The organism is Streptomyces sp. A18, from assembly GCF_059026065.1.
This window is the reverse complement of record NZ_JBWLKL010000001.1, coordinates 189,290-207,706: the sequence shown is the minus strand read 5'-3', so window position 1 is coordinate 207,706 and position 18,417 is coordinate 189,290. Positions and strand designations below refer to the sequence as shown.

Genomic DNA, 18,417 nt, shown 5'->3' with positions numbered 1-18,417 from the left:
GGTCGCCATGGAGATCACCCGCAGACGCCTGTTGTCCGCCCTGTCGGCCGCCGGTCTCCTGGCGGTGATCCCCGCGCTGCCCGTGAGCGCCGCCGAAGCCGCGGCGGACAGCGAGCGCCTGCTGGCCAACACGGTGGGGATCTTCGCGGGCACCACCGCGTCGAACGCGCGCCCAGAGACGGCCGCCAAGCTCGCCGCCGTCGAGAAGACCGCGCGGACGAACCTGAAGTCCATGGACGACGCGGGCGACGGCGAACTCTTCGCCGGCCTGGTGCTCGGCACCGACGACGCCAACCTCAACACGGCCTTCAAGCGCCTGTACGAGATCGCCCTCGCGACCCGCGCCCCGGGCACCCCCTCCGACCTCTACGGGAACACCGCGGTGCAGCGCCGCGTGATCGACGGCCTCGGCTGGCTGCACGAGCGCTACTACGGCGACCAGTCCAAGGGCTATTACGGCAACTGGTTCCACTGGGAGATCGGCATCTCCCAGCACGTCAGCAAGACCCTCGCGCTCCTCGTCGACGAGGTGCGCGGCTACGCGCCCGACCTGATCGCCACCTACGTCGCCTCGATGGACGCCTACCTGCGCAACGGCACCGACGGGGACGTGAACCTCGACTCGCGCTTCCACACCGGCGCCAACCTCGCCGACATCACCACCAACCGGATCCTCCAGGGCGCGCTCATCGGCGCGGGCGGCGAGGCCCGCATCCGCAAGGCCCTCACCGACCAGCTGACGGTCTTCGTCACCATCGACCCGTACCGCCTCAACCACGGGGTGACGGACGGCTATTACGCGGACGGCTCGTTCATCCAGCACGCCTCCGTCGCGTACACGGGCTCGTACGGAAAGGGTCTGCTCACGCGGGTCGTGCAGACCCTCAAGATCCTCGACGGCACGGGCTTCGCGCACGGCGACGAGTTGGTGCCGACCGTCCAGAGGTGGGTGCGCGACGGATTCGCGCCGCTCATCTTCGAGGGCTGGATGATGGAGATCGTCAAGGGGCGCGCGGTGTCACGTCCTGACGGCGGCTACGTCGACGTCGCGGTCGTGGTCGAGGCCGTCGTCGACCTCTCGTCCCTCTCCACCGGCGCCGACGCCACCGCCCTGCAGAGCTATGTCAAGCACATCAGGTCGACCTCCCGGGCCGCCCTCAACCCGACGAGCTTCGTCTCACCGGTCAGCATCGTGCGGTACGCGGACATCATCGGCGACGCTTCGGTCCCGCCCGCCGACCTGAACCCCGCGTCGCGCAGCGTCGCCTTCAACGCCATGGACAAGAACGTCCACCGCAGACCGGGCTACGCCTTCGCGCTCGCACGCAGCTCCGACCGGATCAGCAAGTACGAGTACATGAACGGCGAGAACCTCATGCCGTGGTTCCAGGGCGACGGCGCGCACTACCTCTACCTCTCCGGGCAGGACCAGACCCAGGCGTACGGAGTCGACTACTTCACCACGGTCTCGCCGTACGGCCTCGCGGGGGTCACCGCTCCCGTCGAGCGGCGCGGCACGGTCCCCGAGCTGTACGGGAAGCCGTACTACGACAACCCCGGCCACCCGCTGAACTTCACCTCGTCGTCCGAGTCGCAGAACAAGTACGTCTACTTCCCGCGCGGCACCAACCAGCACTCCGGGGGCGCGGTCCTCGGGGCGTACGGCGCGGTGGGCGCGGTGCAGTCCAGTGATGTCGCCTTCGACGACCGGGAGTTGCTGCCTGACGACTTCACGGTCTACCGGGGCGCGAACGCCACGAAGTCGTGGTTCCTGCTCGACGAGGAGATCGTGGTGCTCGCCGCGGGTGTCGGCGACGGCGCCGGGCGGGCCGTGACGACGACGGTCGACGCGCGGACCGCGGCACCGGGCGACCGGGTCTCCGTCACGGGGGAGCTCCGCGACGGCCGCCCGTGGACGGGCGCGGGCACGGGCGACCTCCGGTGGCTGCGCTACGCCAACGCCACGCAGCGCACCTCCGTCGGTTACGTCTTCCTGGACACCCCCGAGGTACGGGTCGCCCTGGACGAGGTCACCCGCAGCCGCCGCGTCGTCCGCACCGCGAACCCGGACACCCCGGTGACGCGCAACGTCCTCGGCGTGACGGTGGACCGGGCCGCCGGGGCCCGGCCCGTCTCCCTGGCCTACGCGTTGGTGCCGAACGCGGGCGAGGCCGGGCTGAGGTCGTACCGCGGCGGGCAGCCGCTGAAGGTCCTCGCGAACACGGTGCGGCTCCAGGCCGTCAGCCACGCGGGCCTCGGCCTGACCGCCGCGAACAGCTTCACGGCGGGCCGCCACGAGGCCGCCGGGATGCGGATCGACGGCCCCGCGTCGGTGCTCGTGCGCCGCGAGCGGCTTGGCCCGACGACCGTGGCGGTGTCCGATCCGACGATGGACCGCGACAGGATCAGCGTGCTGCTCCGCGGCCGTCGCCTGAGCAAGGTGACGGCCGACGAAGGCGTGCGCGTGAGCCGGGTCAAGGGCGGGACCCGGATCGACGTCGACACCCACCACGCGTACGGACGCAGCTTCACGGTGAAGCTGCGGGGCTAGCAGCCGTGTGACGCCGCGGCCCTAGAGCCCCTCGACGGTGACGGCCTGCACCGGGCAGGCCCGCACCGCCTCCCGCACCAGCGGATCGCCGCCGCCGTCCTCGCGCCCCGGGAGGACCTCGCTGAAGCCGTCGTCGTCCTGGGTGAAGACGCTCGGAGCGGTGAGCGCGCACATGCCCGCGCCCACGCACCGCTCCTGATCCACATGGACTCGCACGCTCATCTCCTTCATGTCCTCCATCTCCTACCAGACGACGGGGAGTTCGAGCATCCCCTGGATCGTGTCGCCCGGCTTGAACGGGATCTCCCGCGCGGGCACCGCGAGCCGGAGCTCCGGCATTCGCCGGAAGAGGGCCCGCAGGGCGATGTCGATCTCGGCGCGGGCGAGGTTCTGGCCGAGGCACTGGTGAATGCCGAACCCGAAGGCGATGTGGTGGCGGTCGGCACGGTGGAAGTCCAGTTCCTCCGGCGCCTCGTAGGCCGTGGTGTCGCGGTTGATGAGGGAGGTGGAGAAGATGACGCCGTCGTCCGCGCGAATGGTGCTTCCCGCGACCTCGATGTCCTCCTTCGCCACCCGGACGATTCCGTCCGCGATGGACAGGAAGCGCAGCAACTCCTCGACCGCCGCGGGCATCAGGCTCTGCTCGGCGCGCAGTTCGGCGAGCCGCTCCGGGTGCTGGAGGAGCGTGAACGTCCCCAGGGAGATCATGTTCGCCGTGGTCTCGTGCCCCGCGACGAGCAGGATCGTCGCCAGGCTGACCACTTCCTCGCGGTCGAGCGCGCCCTCGGAGAGCTGGCGGTGGATCAGCTCGTCGAGGAGGCCGTCGCCCGGCTCCCGCTGCTTGCGGTCGATCAACGTGTAGAAGTAGGCGTCCAGTTCGTCCCGTGCCCGCTCGATGTCCTCGGCGCGCGGGCCGCGCAGCAGCCGGCGCGACTGCTCCTCGAAGAACTCGTGGTCGGCGTAGGGCACGCCCAGGAGCGCGCAGATCACCATGGACGGGACCGGCAGCGCGAACGCGCCGACCAGCTCGGCCGGCGACCCCTGCGCCTCCACGGTGTCGAGGAGCCGCTCGACCGTCTCCTCGATCCGGGGGCGCAGCGCGGCGATCCGCTTGACCGAGAAGCTGGGGATCAGCATGCGGCGCTGCGTGTTGTGCTCGGGGTCGTCGACGCCGAGCAGGGCGACACGGCGATTGCGCACCTTCGCGATGCGCTCGGTCGGCATGGGGAACGCCTCGTTCTCGCGATCGGCGGAGAGGCGCGGGTCGATGAGCAGGTCTCGGGCCGTCCCGAGGCCGGTGACCGCCCAGACGGAACGCCCGTCGAACAACCGGACCCGGGAGAGCGGCCGGGCCTCGCGGAGCGGTTCGTACGACTCCGGCGGGTGATAGGGACAATTACGGTCCTGCGGGAAAGCTACTTGTTCGGACGCGACTGATTCCGTCATGGACTTACCTCACAAGCGGAGGGGCTCCCTTTACGCGTCCCATTGGATGCCTGGGGCATCTACGTGGTCCACGGCAAGACAAGCCAGATCATGGCCCTTTCGGCGGACGATTCTGGCCGGAATCGCACCCTCCGCTCAACCGGCCCGCGTCCATCCGTGCCGCTCGCGGGGTCATGCCCCACCAGCGACGGCAACAGCGATTCAGGGCCGACTGCTCGGAGAGGCCGAGGAGCAGGGCGATCTGGCCCAGCGGCACGTCGGTCTCCGTGAGATAGCGGCGGGCGGCGTCGCGGCGCTCCCCGTCGACGACGTCGGCGAAGGTCGTGCCCGCGGCGCGCAGCCGCCGCTGCAGGGTCCGCGGGTGGACGTTCAGGAGGCGCGCGACGGTCCCGATCTCGGGCGGAGAGGTGCCGAGCGACCGCCCGACCACGGCACGGACGCCGCTGACGACGTCCGCCCGCTCCCTGGGCAGTTGCTCGTCCAGATACGCGAGCGCGAGGCGCCGCAGATGCGCGTTGCCGCCGCCGAGCGGCCGGTCGGCCAGGCTGAGCGGGACCCGCAGCAGAGCCGCGGGGCGGTCCGCCTTCACGGGTACGCCGAAGAAGTCCTCGTACACCGACAGCGGGGCCAGCAGAGGATGCGGCAGCTCGACCGAGCCGAGGCCGTACGGACCGACCAGGTAGACGATGGCCCGGTGCATGAACCCCAGGGAGAGGTCGATGCCCTGAGGTGGCGCCTCGACCCCTTCGCGCACGCCGTAGCGCAGGGCGGCGACCCCCGGTGTGCCGTACGGATCGGGCTCCAGGCTGAGGCTCAGCGAACGCGCGTGGACGAACAGATAGCGCGTGGTGCACTCCATCGCGTCCCCGAGGGTGTCGGAGTTCTGGATGGCGAGCGCCAGGGCGCCGAGCATGCCGAGGTCCTGCCGGGCCGCGATGCGCAGGCCGAGATCAGGACAGCCGAGATCCTCGGCCGCGAGCTCCAGTACGGTGGCCATCGCCTCCTCGGGCACCAGGAGGTCGTCCCCGTCGAGAGCGGCCGTGGGGCAGCCAGCCTGCCGGGCATAGGCCTCGGCGTCGCCGCCGAGCTCCGCCACCGTGGCGCGGAAACCGCGCAACCCCGCCGATCTGATCACGGACATGTCGTCCAGGGTCAAAGAACTGTCGTCCCCGGTCAATTCCTGCCGGGTGTGCTTCCGGACACTGAGGACCATGACCCACACCGCAGACACGAGCACCGCCGCCACCGCCGCTGTCGGTGACCTGCCCGAGCACATCGACGTCGTGATCGTGGGCGCCGGTCTCTCCGGCGTCGGCGCCGCGTACCGGATGCAGACCGAGTGCCCCGAGCGCTCGTACGCGATCATCGAGGCCCGGCAGTCCATGGGCGGGACGTGGGACCTGTTCCGGTACCCGGGTGTGCGCTCGGACTCCGACATGTTCACCCTGGGCTATGCCTTCAAGCCCTGGCGCGACTCCAAGGTCCTCGCCGACGGCCGGTCCATCCTGAGCTACATCAAGGAGACGGCCGCGGAGTTCGGCATCGACCGCCGGATCCGCTACGGCACCAAGGTCGTCGGGGCCGACTGGTCCACCGCTACGGCACGCTGGACCGTGACGCTGGAGCGCACCGACGAGGACGGCAGCCGCACCCTGACCACCGTCACCTGCGACTTCCTCTACTCCTGCACGGGCTACTACGACTACGACCAGGGCCACGCCCCCGAGTTCGAAGGCGCCGACTCCTTCACCGGCACGGTCGTGCACCCGCAGTTCTGGCCCGAGGACCTGGACCACGCGGGCAAGCGCGTGGTCGTCATCGGCAGCGGAGCCACCGCCGTCACCCTGGTGCCCGCCATGGCGCGGAGCGCAGCGCACGTCACCATGTTGCAGCGCACCCCGACCTGGATCGGCTCGCTGCCCTCGCGGGACAGGCTGGCCGACGGCATCCGCGCCGTACTGCCCGCGGGCGCCGCGCACCGGCTCGTGCGGACGAAGAACATCCTCTTCGCCATCGGCCTCTACCAGTTCTGCCGCCGCAGCCCAAAGGCCGCGCGGAAGCTGCTCACCGGCCTCAACAAGCGCATCGTCAAGGACGACCAGCTGGTCGCCGACCACCTCACGCCGACCTACGACCCGTGGGACCAGCGGCTGTGCGCGGTGCCCGACGCCGACCTGTTCCAGGTCCTCAAGAAGGGCGACGCCGAGATCGTCACCGATCACATCGACCGCTTCGTCCCCGAGGGCATCCGCCTCAGGTCGGGCCGCGTCCTGGAGGCCGACGTGATCGTGACCGCCACCGGACTCCAACTCCTCGCCTTCGGCGGCATCGCACCGCGCGTCGACGGTCAACCGGTGCGGCTGAACCGGCAGTTCGTGTGGCGCGGCGCGATGATGACCGGCGTACCGAACTTCGCCGTCTGCATCGGCTACACCAACGCGTCCTGGACGCTGCGCGCCGACCTCACGTCCCGGCTCGTGTGCAAGGTGCTCAACCACATGCGCGAGAACGACTACGCGGCGGTGGAGCCGAGGCCGACGACCACGCTCAACGAACGCCCGCTGCTCGACCTGGCGTCGGGCTACGTCCAGCGCTCCATCGACGCCTTCCCCCGGCAGGGCGACCGCGGCCCCTGGAAGGTCCGGCAGAACTACGTGCTCGACGCCGCGTCGACGATGCGCACCAACCTGCGCAAGACGCTCGCGCCGACCCCGGTGTCCGCGGTACGCCGGGCCCGAGCGGCGGCCGGGGCGCCGGTCACCGCGGGGCGCGAAAAGGGTTGGCGCTCCGCCTGACCCCGGAGCTAGGGTTGCCTCTGTCGTCCGGCGGCTGATCCGCTGCCGGTGCAGGTCGAGTGTGATCCAGGAGGTGTGACCGATGGCTGTCGTTGAGATGGGCGCTGCCCGCATCGAGAAGTCCGTTCATTCCACCTCCGTGGCCACCGGCTGACCTTCCTCTCTTTCGCGCGCCGGAGTGCGCGTGCGCCGGGCCACCCTTGTGAAGGGTCACCCCTTGTCTTCCACTGCGACTCCGCAGCCTTCTTCTCCGTCCTCGCACCCTCTCGCGGCCTACGGCTGGGACGAGGACCGGGAGGCCGAGTTCACCCCGTACGCGGCTCAGGGCCTGCTGCCCGGCCGTGTCCTGCGCGTCGACCGCGGTCAGTGCGACGTGGTCACGCCGGTCGGCACGGTGCGTGCCGACACCGAGTTCGTCGTGCCCCGCGACCCGATGAAGGTCGTGTGCACGGGGGACTGGGCCGCCGTCGACCCCGAGGGCGGCGATCCGCGGTACGTCCGGACGCTGTTGCCGCGCCGCACCGCGTTCGTGCGCTCCACCTCCTCCAAGCGGTCCGAGGGGCAGATCCTCGCGGCCAACGTCGACCACGCGATCATCGCGATCTCGCTCGCCGTCGAGCTCGACCTCGGCAGGATCGAACGGTTCCTGGCCCTGGCCTGGGAGTCCGGTGCCCAGCCGCTGGTGGTCCTCACCAAGGCCGACCTGGTCCCGGACGCCACGGGCCTGTCCTACCTGGTCGAGGACGTGGAGACGTCCGCCCCCGGCGTCCAGGTGCTCCCGGTCAGCGCCACCACCGGGGAAGGCGTAGACGTCCTGTGCGCCATCGTCTCCGGCGGTACGTCCGTCCTGCTCGGCCAGTCCGGAGCGGGCAAGTCGACGCTGGCCAACGCCCTGGTCGGCGAGGACGTCATGCACGTCAACGCCGCCCGTGACGTGGACGGCAAGGGCCGCCACACCACGACGACCCGCAACCTCCTCGTGCTCCCTGCGGGTGGTGTCCTCATCGATACGCCGGGGCTGCGAGGAGTCGGCCTCTTCGACGCCGGTTCGGGGGTCGGCCAGGTCTTCTCCGAGATCGAGGAGCTTGCCGCCGACTGCCGCTTCCACGACTGCGCCCACACCGCGGAGCCGGGCTGCGCGGTGCTCGCCGCCGTGGAGGACGGCACGCTGCCCGACCGCCGTCTCGACAGCTACCGCAAGCTGATCCGCGAGAACCAGCGCATCGTCGCCAAGACGGACGCGAAGGTCAGGGCGGACATGCGGCGCATGTGGAAGCTGCGGGGCGCGGAGGGCAGGGCGGCCATGGAGGCCAAGCGGGGGCGCCTCCGCTAGGGGCGGTGCGGGGCGGGGCCGGGCGCTTCGGGCGCCCGGCCCCGCTGCCCACTCGCGCTCCTGTGCCGGAGCGGCTCATGCCGGTGAACAGCGCTCGTGACCCGTCACCTGGTCCGGGCGCGGCAGCCGCCGCGAGCGTGGCGCTGCCCTCCCCCCTCCAACGCGGTGTCCGAATTCCGCCAGCCGAAGTGCGCTCGACGTCGCACACTGGGAGACGTGATCGATGAAGAGACGAGGTACGAGGCGGTCCTCAGCCGCGACGCGCGCTTCGACGGGGAGTTCTTCTTCGCCGTCGAGACCACCGGCATCTACTGCCGGCCCAGCTGCCCCGCGGTGACCCCGAAGCGCAAGAACGTCCGGTACTACGCCACCGCGGCCGCAGCCCAGGGCTCCGGATTCCGCGCCTGCCGCCGCTGCCGCCCGGACGCCGTGCCGGGGTCCGCGGAGTGGAACGTACGCGCGGATGTCGTGGGCCGGGCCATGCGCATGATCGGTGACGGCGTCGTCGACCGCGAGGGCGTCTCCGGTCTCGCCGTGCGGCTCGGCTACAGCGCACGGCAGGTGCAGCGTCAGCTCACCGCCGAGCTGGGGGCGGGCCCTGTCGCCCTCGCGCGTGCCCAACGGGCGCACACCGCAAGGGTGTTGCTCCAGACCACGGGCCTGCCGATCACGGAGATCGCGTTCGCCGCGGGGTTCGCCAGCGTGCGGCAGTTCAACGACACGATCCGGGCGGTGTACGCCCTGACGCCCACCGCGCTGCGGGCCGCGGCGCCGCGGGGCGGGGGCGCGGGGCAGGCGACCCCGGCGGCCGGGGTTCCGCTGCGGCTCGCCTACCGAGGGGCGTACCAGGCGGGCGCCGTCTTCGACCTGCTCTCCGATGAGGCCGTCGCCGGGATCGAGGAGGTCACCGGGGAGCGGGGTGGCCGGACGTACCGGCGTACGTTGCGGCTGCCGTACGGCACGGGGATCGTGGCCGTGGAGGAGAGCGACCACGGGGTCGGCGGCTGGCTGGACGCCAGGCTCCACCTGACCGACCTCCGCGACCTCACGACCGCCGTGCAGCGGTTGCGGCGCCTCTTCGACCTCGACGCGGATCCGTACGCGGTGGACGAGCGGCTCGGCGCTGACGCGCGGCTGGCTCCACTGGTCGCGGCGCGTCCCGGCCTCCGGTCGCCGGGTGCGGCGGATCCCGAGGAGTTCGCGGTACGGGCGCTGGTGGGGACGAGCGCGGCTGCGGGTCTTGTGGAGCGGTACGGGAAGGCGCTGGACGCGGCGTGCGGGTCGCTGACGCGTGTCTTCCCGGAGCCGGGCGCGCTGGCCGACGAGCCGGGGCCGCTGGGGGAGTTGGCTACTGCCCTTGCGGATGGGCGGGTTCGGCTTGACGCGGGGGCGGATCGGGAGGATGCGGGGGCTGGCCTTGCGGCCTTGGGTGGGGTGGATGCGGGGGCCGTGGCGGTTATCCGGATGAGGGCGCTGGGGGATCCGGATGTGAGGTTGCCCGCGGTGTCGGTGCCTGAGGGGTGGCGGCCGTGGCGGTCCTATGGCGTGCGGCATTTGTTGGCGGCGGGGTAGGGATTTTGTCCCCCACCCCACCCCACCGCTTCCCGAAAACCGTGCCTGCGCCCCGGACCTATCTGGGGCTCCGCCCCGGACCCCGACAAGATGGCCTCAAACGCCGGCCGGGCTGTATTCCAGCCCGTCCGGCGTTTGAGGACGAACTCGGCGGAGCCGGTGATGGACGGCAGCCAAGGCCCCCCGCGCCAGAGCGGGTTTTCGGGAAGGGGCGGGGTTGGGGACCATCTATTGCTCAAGCCCCCAGCTGTGGATCCGCCGAGGATGAATCCGAATCAGCTCCTCACTGAAGTGAGGCCCCAACTCGTGCGGCCCCGTGAGGAGCTCGGCATCCCCGCGGATGTCGACCCCCCGCACCTTCCACGGCCTCTCACTCACCACATCGTCCACCACCAGCGACACCTTCGGATTCTTCTGCAGATTCCGCCACTTCTTGGTGGTGCCCAGCGCGTACCCGCCCACGAGAATCGTCCCGTCGTCCTGCGGGAAGAACCCGACAGGATTCGCCTGCGGCTGCCCCGTCGCGTCGACGGTGGCCATCCGCCCCAGCCGCTGGGACTTGAGGTACGCCCGCTCGGCCTCGCTGAATTCGGTCATGGCGAGAGCCTAAGCCGCGGGCAGGCCCCAGCGCGGTGCCTCCTCGTTCGGTTCGACCGGGGTGATCCGCAGATCCGGCCGGTCACCCTTCGCGGTGATCAGCGCCGACTCGCCCCGCCTCAGGGTGATCCTGATGACCCCGGCGCCACCCTCGCCCACATCCTCGTACCGCAGCTCACGCCCCCGCCCGTCCCGCACCTCGACCGCCCCCGCGATCCCGTGCCGCACCACACACGGCGCCCCCGCCTCACTCACGAGCCGTACCCACCGGGTCGCCCCGCCCTCCCGCACCGCACTGAGCAGGAACGCCCCCTGCGTACGGAAGTTGTGCACCGTGAGGTCCGCCCACGCCGACGGCAGAGCGGGGAAGACGCGGATGACGTCGCCCCAGGACTGGCAGACCATGTCGTGCAGGGACTGCGCGGCGGAGAGCGGGGTCTCGATGACCGGACCCGACTCCTTGTACATGGTGTTGGGCTGGATGAAGCGGCTCATCAGCTGGCCCAGGTACTTCAGCGCGTCCTCGCCCTTGCCGAGCAGCGCGGACATCGACGCGGCGCCCGTGAAGGTGTAGCCCTGCAGCGCTCCCTCGAAGCCGACCCAGTGCGCCAACGACCTCTCAATTAGGGCACGTTCCTCCGACGTGCGGCCCGTCACCTCGTAGAGCGGGTACACCGCGAGCAGGTGGGAGTAGTGGCGGTGCGACTTCGCGAAGGGGATGTCCGCGCCGATCATGTAGCCGTTCTCGTCCGTCGGGTACGCGGCCAGCCTGCTGTCCACCTCCCTCCACCGCGGCGCCAACGTGTCGTCCACGCCCAGGAGTTCAGCGGCTTCCAGCAGTGTTCGGCAGCCCCACTTCAGCAGCATCAAGTCGTAGTTGCAGTCGCGCGAGTTGCCGCCGTACTCGGGGGAGTAGGTCGCCGGGAGGTGCAGCCTGCCGTCCGCGCCCGGCTCCAGGAAGTGCAGGTAATAGTTGATGGCCTTACGGAGGAGCGGGAAGAGGACGTCTCGCAGGATCGACTCGTCCATCGTGTGGCGGTAGCTCAGCCAGACGTTGTGCAGGGCCCAAGTGAGGTTTCCCACCTCGGGTGTTGGAGGGTCCTGGCCGGGGATCCCCACCCCGTAGCCGCCGTCCGTGACCGATGCTCCGTTCACCAGGGACGGGTCCGTGGTGCGGGGGACGCCGAGCGAGTCGGCGCGGTAGGGGGCCGCCATCTCCTGGGTGAGGTTGGACCGGAACTCGCTCAACGCTCGTGTGACCGCGTCCAGTTCGAGGTGGTTGGAGCCGTGGATCAGCCAGTACTCCAGCTGCACGTTCAGGTTCCACCACGTGTTGGGCCATGGCGTCGGCTCCAGCCAGGGGCCGCAGGTCGCCATCACCGGTGCGTCGCGACGGGCGGCGGCCGCCGTCTTGTAGAGCTGGATCCAGTAGAAGCGCTGCATCCGGGCATCGGGCAGCGACAGGAAGCTCTTGCGGTAGTAGGCGTGCCACCAGGCCCGGTGCGACGCCGCGAGCCCGTCGTACGAGAGGCTCGCCGCACTCCGCACCGCGCGCACCGCACGGTCGTGGGCCGTCGTCCTCGGATGCGAGTGCGCCACGTTCACATACAGCGTCCGAACGCCGCCCCGTGTCCGCTCCCGCCACGCGGTGACGTGCTGGCCGCCCGCGAGCAGCGGCTGCACGGCGGCCGTCACGCCGTCGTGCTCTTCGACCTGGGCGGGAGGGTTGCCCGCGTACCCCTCCGGCAGCGGCTTGAACGCGGCGCGCGGACTGATCGCCTCCGCCGGGTGGAACACCCAGCGGAAGCCGCGCTCGCCCGCGCTCGGCGTGACCTCGACGACGAGGACCGAGCGTGTGGTGTGGATCTGCGCCCGGAGCTTCAGGGTGCCCTTGTCCGTGGTGAGGATGCCCGTCAGTTCGGCGTCGCGCAGCCGCAGGCGCCAGTCGATGCCGGTGATCCTGCCGACGGGTTCGAGGGTGAAGTGGCCGATCGGCAGGCGCGCGAGGCCGAAGAGGGAGCCGAACTCGGGGCGGTGGTCCTGCACCTCGGCGTGCTGGACGTTGAAGCGCAGCGCGGTGGTCCCGCCGCCCGGCCGCGTGCTCGGTTCCGCGTAGATGCCCGAGCCGAGGAAACCGTTGCCGAGGTACGGGCCCTCGTACCAGGTCTTGGGCAGCTTCTGCCAGACCAGGTCCGCGTCATCGAGGACGGTGCGCCAGGGGTCGCCGGGTGTGGTCACCTCCGCCGCTTCCCGGGACGCGGCCGAGGCCTGGGCGGGCAGGCCGCCGGCCATCAGGGCGCCGCCGACCGCCGATCCGGTGGCGAGCACGGTTCTTCTGGACGGTCTGGGCATCGCGTCTCCCGAGTCATCGGAGCTTTACCTCGCTGAAAGCTAGAGAAGGCGCGTCATCTCGTCAATGAGTCGAGAGAGATCCGATGGGGGTGCATGTATGTGAACGTGCGCTGCGTATGCGTATGAGTGCGCAAGAAGAGCCCCCTGCGAATGCGCAAGAAGAGCCCCCGGCGGCTCCCCGCGCCGACGCCCGGTCGGGCCTCAGCCCCAGATCACGGCCCCCAGCCACGCCCCCGCGATGAGCAGGCACGCGAACAGCTCGGTCAGCACGCTCCAGCCGCCCGCCCGCATGGCCGTCCGCGTCGCCGCGACCGCGTCCCCGCGCCTGCCGAGCCGCAGCCGCTCCGACAGGTAGATCCCTCCGATGAACCCCGGTATCGACCCGATCACCGGCACCACACAGAACCCGACGAGCGCCCCGGCCCCCGCGTACACGGCTGTCCGCCGCGTGGCCCCGCTCTGCCGGAAGCGCCGTGGCGGCAGCAGCCATCGGATGCCCTGTGCCACGAGGAGCACCACGGACGCGCCGACAAGAACCCACCAGGCGACCGGCTCCGGGTCCTTCAGCGCCCACCACAGAACCGCGGCCCACACCAGCCACGGCCCCGGCACACCGGGCACAAGCACTCCGCCGATCCCGAGCAGCAGCACCACTCCGACCAGCAGGAGTTCCCACGCTCCCATCTGTCAAGCGTGCAGGAGCCGGGGCAAAACCGCAGGTCGCGTCCTCCTGGCCGGCTCCCAGGGCAGCGCCTTCCGGCCAGGTCTACCGCGCCACCCAGCCCCGCTCGTACGCATGCCAGCCCAGCTGCAGCCGCGTCGTCACGCCCGTCAGTTCCATCAGGCGCTTGACCCGGCGCTGCACCGTCCGCAGGCCCAGGTCGAGCTGCTTGGCCACGCTCGCGTCCGTCAGGCCCGCGAGGAGCAGCGAAAGGATCTCCAGGTCCGCGCCGTCCGGGCCGTCGGGGGCGTTCTCGGTGACCGAGTTGCCGCCTTCGCCGAGCCGCAGCGGCAGCGCGTCCCGCCACACCGCCTCGAAGAGGCCCGTCAGGGATTCGAGCAGGCCGCTCGCGTGCACCACGAGCGCGGCCGGCTCCGCCCTGCGCGAGGTCAGCGGCACCATCGCGAGCGAGCCGTCCGCGATCACCAGCTTCGTCGGGACGACGTCCACGACGCGCACCTGTTCGTTGCGGCCGATCGCCGTCGAGAGCTCGACCAGGCCGTTGGGGAGCGCGAGCACGGAGCGCTCGACCACCACGCGGTAGGTGACGCCGCGGCCCGCCGCCTGCTCCTCCGCGTCGTTCTCCATGCCGGTGATCGCCACGGGGTTGCCGGTCACCAGGGCGCACACCTCGTCGCTCGCGCCCAGCTGGAGCTGGAGGAAGCGCTGTGAGACCGCGCCCGCGCCGGTGACCACCTCGACCAGGTCGTGCACCGCGGGCTCGGCGGCCTGCGCGCGGTACTCCTCGGCGAGCAGCTTCGCCGCGAGCTCGGCCTTCTCCAGTTCGTGCCGCTGCTGGGTCAGGAGCGCGCCGAGCGCGACACCCGGCGGGGCCGCCACCCACCGCCCCGCCTTGCCGGACGCCTGGGCCGCGAGGCCGGCCAGCTCCAGGCGGCGCAGCGCGCGCACGGTGTCCGGCTCGCCCAGCGAGAGCCGCCGCGCGAGATCGGGCACGTCGGCGGCGCCCACCGCGACCAGCGCGCGGTACGCCGATTCGTGCGTCTCGTCCAGACCTATCGCAGCCAGCATGCGCCGACATCCCTCCCCAAGGATCCGTTCCGACGGCGCCCTGGCGGAAAACAGCCACGGCGTAAACCCGCCCCCGGACATCATCCCCGTACCCCCCGCCTCTCTGCCAAGGTGACGCCACCGCAGCACCAACGGCAGCCGCGAATACGGCCTTTGGTCGGATATCGGCTGTGGTTCCGCATGCCCGACAACCTTGGGGAGAGCGATGCGCCCGATATCGCGTACGGCCCTGGGGGCGGCGTCCGCCGCCGTCCTCGCCGTCACCGCGGCCGTCCCGTCCGTGGCCGAGCCACGCGTGGCCACGGCGGACACGAGTCCCCTGGTGGGGGCCGCGGGGAGCGCCGCACGCGACGGGGGCAGCTCCGTCGTCACCCTCGTCACCGGCGACCGCATCCTCGTGACGTCCGACGGCAAGGATCGCGCGGGCGCGAGCGCCCTGCCCGGAGCCGACGGGACCGTGCCCCTCATCCAGACGCGGCAGTCCGGCCAGGACCTGTACGTCTACCCGGAGGGCGCCGTCCACGCGATCTCCGAGGGCAAGGTCGACGAGGAACTCTTCAACGTCACAGGGCTCGTCCGCCAGGGCTACGACGACGCGCACGCCAAGCAGCTGCCGCTGATCGCGGTGTACGACACCTCGGTCGACGTCACGCGCTCCGTGCCCGCGACGCCGCGCGGCGCCGAGCGCGGGCTCGTCCTCGAACCCGTCGACGGCGTCGCGCTGCGGGCCGACAAGAAGAAGGCCGCGGACTTCTGGGCGGACATCACGTCGCCCGAGTCCCGTTCCGCGTCCGACCTGAAGAAGCTGTGGCTGGACGCCAAGGTCGAGGCCACCCTCGACCGTTCGACCAAGCAGGTGCACGCCCCCGAGGCGTGGGCCGCGGGCTACGACGGCAAGGGCACCAAGGTCGCCGTGCTCGACACCGGAGCCGACGCCGAACACCCCGACCTCAAGGGCCGGATGGGCGCGACGAAGAACTTCACCGACTCGCCGGACAACGAGGATCGCCAGGGCCACGGCACCCACACCACCTCCACCGTCGGCGGCACCGGCGCGGCGAGCGACGGCAAGAAGAAGGGCGTGGCACCCGGCGCCGGGCTGCTGCACGGCAAGGTCCTCGACGACAGTGGTTCCGGGGCCACTTCATGGATCATCGCGGGCATGCAGTGGGCCGTCGACGAGAAGGCCGACGTCGTCTCCATGAGCCTGGGCAACCCGGCGCGGACCGACTGCACGGACCCGATGAGCACGGCCACGGAGGAGCTCGCGCAGTCGAGCAAGGACACCCTCTTCGTCCTGGCCGCGGGCAACACGGGGCCGAGCCTCAACTCCGTCTCCTCGCCCGGCTGTGCGCCGAGCGTCCTGACCGTCGGCGCCGTCGACCGCGACGACTCGACGGCGAACTTCTCCAGCCGCGGGCCCGCGTACGGCTCGCACACGCTGAAGCCGGAGATCGCCGCGCCCGGCGTCGGCATCTCCGCCGCGGCGGCGGGCGGCAGGGGCGTCTACGCCTACCAGTCCATGAGCGGTACGTCGATGGCGGCCCCGCACGTCGCGGGCGCCGCCGCCCTGGTCAGGCAGCGCCATCCGGACTGGAGCGCGCAGCAGATCAAGTCGGCCCTCGTGTCGTCGGCGGACAGCGGCATCCCCGGTGACGTGACCGAGACGGGCGGTGGCCGCCTCGACGTGAAGGCCGCCGTCGACCAGAAGGTGCTCGGCTCACCCGCCGTGCAGGGCGGCAGCTTCGGCTGGCCCCAGGACGACTCGGACCGTACGACGGTCGACGTCCCGTACACCAACACCACCGACAAGGCCGTGGAGTTGAAGCTGTCCGTGCAGGGCGTCACCGGCAACGACGGCTCGCCCGTGCGCTCGGGCATCGCCAGGCTCGGCGAACGCTCCGTGCAGGTCGCCGCCGGGGCCACGGTCGAGGTCCCGCTGAAGCTGGACCCCGACACGGACCTGAAGAAGGCGCAGTACGGCGACGTGACCGGCCGCGTCCTGGCGAAGGCCGACGGGGGCGTCGCGGTCTCCACGCCCTTCTCCCTCTACGTCCAGCCGGAGACCGTGAGCCTGCGCGTCAAGCTCGTCGACCGCGCCGGGAAGCCTGCCGACGGCCCGTCGTCCGTCGACCTCATCGGCACCGACGACGCCACCGGCGAACGGCGCTTCAACGAGGGCGCGAACGACCAGACGTACCGAGTCCGCCCCGGCGCCTACTTCTTGACCGGCTTCATCGCGACCCCGGACGCGGACGGCGGCACCCTGACCGACTCGCTCACGCACATCGCCCGGCCCCAGGTCGAGGTCAAGAAGGACATGACCGTCACGCTCGACGCCCGCAAGGCGCACCGCCTCGCCGTCAAGACGGACAAGGAGTCCGAAGTGCGCGGCGCGACCCTCGGGTTCGCCCGCACCTGGGGCGCCGACAACTGGCTGCACGCGGGCACCGCGGCGGGACCGCGCTCCATCCGCGGTTTCTACCAGTCCGTCGAGGGCAAGGCGACCGACGGCACCTTCGAGTCCGGCAGCTACTGGCGCGCAGCGGCGCCCCTGCTCTCCGAACTCGCCGTAGTGGGCGGCAAGTCGCTGCATCCCGTGACCGCGTCCACAGGATCGGCCAACCTGGACGGCACGGGCAGGGCGGCTCTCGTGGACGCAGGGTCCGGCACACCGGCCGAGCTGGAGGCCGCCGGGGTCAAGGGCAAGATCGCCCTGGTCGAGCTCCCGGACGGCGGCAGTGCGAACGCCGTCGCGACGAACGCGAAGGCGGCGGGCGCGGTGGCGGTCATCGCCCACCGCGCGGCGCCGGGCCGCTGGTACCCCTCGGTCGGCCTGGGCGGCTCCCCGCTGCCGGTCCTCGGCATCGAGACGGCCGAGGCGACCGCACTGCTCACTGAACTGGGCGAAGGAACAGTCGAGTTGACGTGGAGGGGGACGGCGAAGAGCCCCTACGTCTACAACCTCGCCTTCCCCGAGACCGGCCAGATCCGCGACGACCGCACCTACCGCGTGCGGGACAAGGACCTCGCCGCCAACGAGGCGACGTACCGCGCGATGGGCACGGCCACGGACTACGTGGACCTGCCCTCGGCCGTCCGCCCTTCGGGACTCGAGGTGTACTTCGCCGACATCGAGTCGGTGCCGGCCCCCGGCAAGCGCACCGAGTACTACTCGGCGGGCACGACCGGCTGGGGCCACCAGGTGTCCAGCAGCTTCCCGTTCGGGGAGTTCATGATCGACCCGGTGCGGACGTACGAGAAGGGGGAGCGGCGCATCGAGAAGTGGTACGAGGGAGTGCTCACCCCCGTCGCGCCCCGTGACGCCGACGGAGAACTCGGCCTCGCGGGGGAACGGCAGGGCAACCAGATCGGAGTCGCTCCCGGTTTCTGGGGCGACGGCGAACACCAGGGCGTCCAGGGCGGTTTCGGTGACATCGGCAGCGTCGAGCTGAAGCGTGACGGCGAGGTCGTGGGACGGTCGGGCTGGCCGTTCGGGGTGTTCACGGTCCCGGCCGACGACTCCGCGTACGAACTCACCCTCGACACCCGGAAGATCGGCTCGAAGGTCTGGCATCGGTCCACGGAGACGCAGACCACGTGGGCATTCCGCTCACACCTCGACGAGGAGGCCTACTCGCAGGGGATCCCGATGCTGTTCCCGCGCTACGAGCTGCCGGAGGACGGCATGAAGACCCTGGCGGCGAAGGACGGTCAGCGCATCGCCCTCACGGCCACGGGCCACGCCGGCTACGAGCCCGGCGCGCTCAAGTCGGCGGCCCTGTCCTACTCGTACGACGAGGGCAAGACCTGGACCGAGGCCAAGACGTCCGCCTCCGGAGGGAAGTGGACCGCCACCGTGGATCACGCGGGCGCCTCGGGCCAGCAGGTCTGGCTCAGGACCGAACTGACGGATACGAACGGAAGTTCCGTCACTCAGACGGTGGCTCGCGCCTACGACGTGCGCTAGACACACAGACACCGCCGGGCGGTCCTCCCGTGGGGGGTGGGCCCGCCCGGC

General features: G+C 71.2%; 12 protein-coding genes. 5 read left to right on the top strand and 7 right to left on the bottom strand.

Annotation, left to right across the window (positions count from 1 at the left end):
* The first annotated feature begins 7 nt into the window (after positions 1 to 7).
* Positions 8 to 2,551, top strand: a complete 2,544-nt coding sequence (locus AC5P1C_RS00970) for a polysaccharide lyase family 8 super-sandwich domain-containing protein (RefSeq protein WP_493863691.1) — start codon at positions 8 to 10, stop codon at positions 2,549 to 2,551.
* 21 nt (positions 2,552 to 2,572) lie between these two features.
* On the opposite strand, the gene AC5P1C_RS00965 is transcribed toward AC5P1C_RS00970, so the two are convergent.
* The 3 genes from AC5P1C_RS00965 to AC5P1C_RS00955 form a co-directional block, all read right to left on the bottom strand.
* Positions 2,573 to 2,782: a ferredoxin gene (locus AC5P1C_RS00965; RefSeq protein ID WP_493863690.1), complete on the bottom strand. Its 210-nt coding sequence runs from the start codon at positions 2,780 to 2,782 to the stop codon at positions 2,573 to 2,575.
* Between the two features lie 12 nt (positions 2,783 to 2,794).
* Positions 2,795 to 3,997 (bottom strand): cytochrome P450, encoded by a 1,203-nt coding sequence (locus AC5P1C_RS00960; RefSeq protein WP_493863689.1) that lies wholly within the window; start codon positions 3,995 to 3,997, stop codon positions 2,795 to 2,797.
* A gap of 88 nt (positions 3,998 to 4,085) precedes the next feature.
* Complete coding sequence (locus AC5P1C_RS00955; RefSeq protein WP_493863688.1) at positions 4,086 to 5,138, bottom strand: AraC family transcriptional regulator; 1,053 nt, start codon at positions 5,136 to 5,138, stop codon at positions 4,086 to 4,088.
* Between the two features lie 70 nt (positions 5,139 to 5,208).
* Between AC5P1C_RS00955 and AC5P1C_RS00950 the strand changes: the two genes are divergently transcribed.
* The 3 genes from AC5P1C_RS00950 (at position 5,209) to AC5P1C_RS00940 (ending at position 9,697) form a co-directional block, all read left to right on the top strand.
* Positions 5,209 to 6,792 carry a flavin-containing monooxygenase gene (locus AC5P1C_RS00950; RefSeq protein ID WP_493863687.1) on the top strand — a complete coding sequence of 528 codons (1,584 nt, stop codon included), beginning with the start codon at positions 5,209 to 5,211 and terminating at the stop codon, positions 6,790 to 6,792.
* Between the two features lie 217 nt (positions 6,793 to 7,009).
* Positions 7,010 to 8,125 carry a ribosome small subunit-dependent GTPase A gene (rsgA, locus tag AC5P1C_RS00945; RefSeq protein ID WP_493863686.1) on the top strand — a complete coding sequence of 372 codons (1,116 nt, stop codon included), beginning with the start codon at positions 7,010 to 7,012 and terminating at the stop codon, positions 8,123 to 8,125.
* 219 nt (positions 8,126 to 8,344) lie between these two features.
* Positions 8,345 to 9,697, top strand: a complete 1,353-nt coding sequence (locus AC5P1C_RS00940; protein WP_493864014.1) for an AlkA N-terminal domain-containing protein — start codon at positions 8,345 to 8,347, stop codon at positions 9,695 to 9,697.
* Between the two features lie 228 nt (positions 9,698 to 9,925).
* Here the strand turns inward: AC5P1C_RS00940 and AC5P1C_RS00935 are convergent, their stop codons facing one another.
* The 4 genes from AC5P1C_RS00935 to AC5P1C_RS00920 form a co-directional block, all read right to left on the bottom strand.
* A complete protein-coding gene (locus tag AC5P1C_RS00935; protein ID WP_493863685.1) occupies positions 9,926 to 10,294 on the bottom strand; it encodes a PPOX class F420-dependent oxidoreductase in 369 nt (122 codons plus the stop codon).
* 9 nt (positions 10,295 to 10,303) lie between these two features.
* On the bottom strand, positions 10,304 to 12,646 hold the full coding sequence (locus AC5P1C_RS00930; RefSeq protein WP_493863684.1) for a glycosyl hydrolase family 95 catalytic domain-containing protein: 2,343 nt from the start codon (positions 12,644 to 12,646) through the stop codon (positions 10,304 to 10,306).
* A gap of 201 nt (positions 12,647 to 12,847) precedes the next feature.
* Entirely contained in the window at positions 12,848 to 13,330 is a 483-nt protein-coding gene (locus AC5P1C_RS00925) for a DUF456 domain-containing protein (RefSeq protein ID WP_493863683.1), read from the bottom strand.
* Positions 13,331 to 13,412: 82 nt separating this feature from the next.
* A complete protein-coding gene (locus AC5P1C_RS00920; RefSeq protein ID WP_493863682.1) occupies positions 13,413 to 14,396 on the bottom strand; it encodes a helix-turn-helix transcriptional regulator in 984 nt (327 codons plus the stop codon).
* Between the two features lie 205 nt (positions 14,397 to 14,601).
* Between AC5P1C_RS00920 and AC5P1C_RS00915 the strand changes: the two genes are divergently transcribed.
* Positions 14,602 to 18,366: a S8 family serine peptidase gene (locus AC5P1C_RS00915; RefSeq protein ID WP_493863681.1), complete on the top strand. Its 3,765-nt coding sequence runs from the start codon at positions 14,602 to 14,604 to the stop codon at positions 18,364 to 18,366.
* Positions 18,367 to 18,417: the final 51 nt, after the last annotated feature.